Genomic DNA, 2,022 nt, shown 5'->3' with positions numbered 1-2,022 from the left:
TCCGTTTAATACCCACAATAGAGCCAGCTAAAATCCAGTTATTTGAAGGAAGCATTAATTCTTGGTTTGAACAAGCACAAACTGTCGGTTCAGCGTTTGACCCGATGTTAGGCAAAGAAGCGTCTTCTGGGACGACATTTAGGGAACAGGAACGCACGGTTTATCAAGGAAGAGGTTTACACGATAGGCGAAGAGGGCAAAGAGCCAAGTTCATTGAGGAATTGTATCGCTGGGATATTATACCAAGAATGAAAAAGAAAATTTTAAATGGCGTTAATTTTCTTTCCACATTAACCGCAGAAGAGATGAAATGGGTATCTGAAAGAATGATAGAAAATCATGTCAACAAACAAAGAAATGAACAGGTATTAAACGGCGAATTGCCAACTTCAAAAGAAATATTAAAGGAGCAATTTTATGAGGAGTTTAAGAAAGTCGGCAACAAATGGCTTATTGAAATACTCAAAGGTGAATTCAAGGATGTAGAAATAAAAATGGGTATTAACATTTCAGGAAAACAGAAGAACTTAATGGCAATGACAGACAAAATACTTTCAATTTTCCAGTTTATTTTTTCAAATCCTGCTGGATTTCAGCAAGTAATGCAAATGGACGGAATGGCGTCTGCCTTCAATGATATTTTAGAGTTTAGTGGAATTAACGGGGTTGATTTTTCCAATTTAGGTCAATTACCACCTGAAGCGCAACCTGCCGGCAAGGTAGAAGTGCCGCAAACATTAACGCCACAAAATGCTTGATACCACACAACAACAAAAAATACGGAACTTTATGTCAGATAGAATAATGTCCGGTGCCGTGAAAACAGTATTAAGGGAAACATTTTTGAAGTCATCGGGGACGCAGGATGTTCAAACATTGGCTTCAGAAAGAATGGCGATAAATTTATTAGAAGACGGATTTAAGGAATTAAAAAAGTTTTCCAACAAAGCGGAACAAGAAATTAAAGAGTTAAACAATGTTGGTTTATAAATTAGGTCGTATATTAAAAGTTTGATATAATAAGAATATGAATAAATTATTACTATCAATAGCAATCGCGGGAATAATTGCAGTGGGCGTATTGTGGTATTCACACGAACCAACGCAAGAAATGGCGATAGAATCCCTGGGAGCTGTTGTTCCGATGAATGTGCCGATTGATATTCTTGGCACAAGAGCGGCTACAACAACAACTTATGCAAATTTTACCGGAAATCTTGCGGCAGGAGCTACGACAACAACAAAGAAGCGAATTGGTAATTATGTTGATATGGTTACATTTGACATTTTTGCCGCCAATGCTTCAAGTTCACCGGGCGTAGGAATGACTGCTTATTTTTCTGTCTTAGGTTCAAACGATACCGGTTGTGAAACCGCAACGACAAGCACTATCTATAATGTCCCGATAACATCGGAAATTCGTTGGTTTGATATAGGAAGAAATACCGTAAATCTGGCAAATTCATTAACGCTTGATACATCTACAACAACTTTTCCGTGGACAGGTATTCTGGTTGGAGATTCAACCCAGATAGTATTAAAAGATGTGGTTGCCGAATGTATTGCATTTCAGGCGAATGCTTCTTCAACAAGTTTGAATGTCCAAATGACAACAAGGTCAAGTTTTTACAGGTAATATTAACAACTTAATTTAGGATACAAAATCGTGGAACTGCTAGTTAGCTTCCCCGTGTAATCGTATCCTATTGCGCGGGGAATCTAATCGGCAGTTTCACAACTGTCGGTTTTTATTATTAAAAAAATAATGCTTATGAGTGTAGACCAATATAGATTGCCTTCCTTAAAGGATAAATTTAAGCAACAGGCAGCGGAGGAAGAAGCCGCAAAAAAAGCAATGAAACCCGAAAAGGTTTCCAACATAAAGGTCGGTAAAATTAAAACTAAAAAGAAAAAATGAAAAAGATAAAAACAGATAAGAGCATGTTAATTGGAGTCGGTGTTACTTTGGCTTTAATACTGACAATCGGATTGACTTCATTGGCGAAGGCGGATATCAGTCTG

At 37.4% G+C, this 2,022-nt stretch carries 2 protein-coding genes; both read left to right on the top strand.

Features of this window, described 5'->3' with window-relative positions; genetic code table 11:
* Positions 1-758: hypothetical protein (locus tag KJ971_07450; protein ID MBU1145665.1), on the top strand; the 758-nt coding region annotated here is incomplete at its 5' end.
* A gap of 314 nt (positions 759-1,072) precedes the next feature.
* Positions 1,073-1,636, top strand: coding sequence for a hypothetical protein (locus KJ971_07445; GenBank protein MBU1145664.1), 564 nt, complete (start codon positions 1,073-1,075; stop codon positions 1,634-1,636).
* The last annotated feature ends 386 nt before the right edge of the window (positions 1,637-2,022 follow it).

The sequence above is a fragment of the Bacillota bacterium genome (assembly GCA_018818595.1).
Taxonomy (GTDB): Bacteria; Bacillota_I; Bacilli_A; order Izemoplasmatales; family Hujiaoplasmataceae; genus JAHIRM01.
The sequence above is the reverse complement of the archived record's forward strand: the minus strand, read 5'-3'. Positions and strand labels throughout refer to the sequence as shown.